The organism is Pseudomonas sp. PME37.24/006, assembly GCF_055556635.1.
The window spans coordinates 1-274 of sequence record NZ_JBVHNL010000086.1 but is presented as its reverse complement, the minus strand read 5'-3'; the positions used below and the strand labels follow the sequence as shown (position 1 = coordinate 274).

1 protein-coding gene is annotated in these 274 nt (G+C 72.3%); it reads left to right on the top strand.

Annotation, left to right across the window (positions count from 1 at the left end; genetic code table 11):
* The coding region (locus ACZ3GY_RS23940) for a hypothetical protein (RefSeq protein ID WP_465912221.1) at nt 1-274 on the top strand (274 nt) is incomplete at both ends.

Here is a 274-nt window from a genome sequence, read left to right as displayed (position 1 = left end):
CTCCCTCCACGCCAGTTCGGAAGGGATGCCACCGGACGTCGGCGAAGCCGAGCACCTGGGCCTCGCGCTCGAGGACTCGCGGGTGATCGGCATACCGGGGCTCGCGGACGCGCCCGTGCGGATGGAGTGCCGCTACCACTCGACGACCGCGTTCAGCCCCACCGGGGGCGAGTTCGTGGTGGGGGCCGTGGTGGCGTGGTCGATCCGCGACGACATCGTGCGCGTCGGATCGACGGGCGCCGCGAGCATCGACACCGAGCTGCTGCGCCCGATC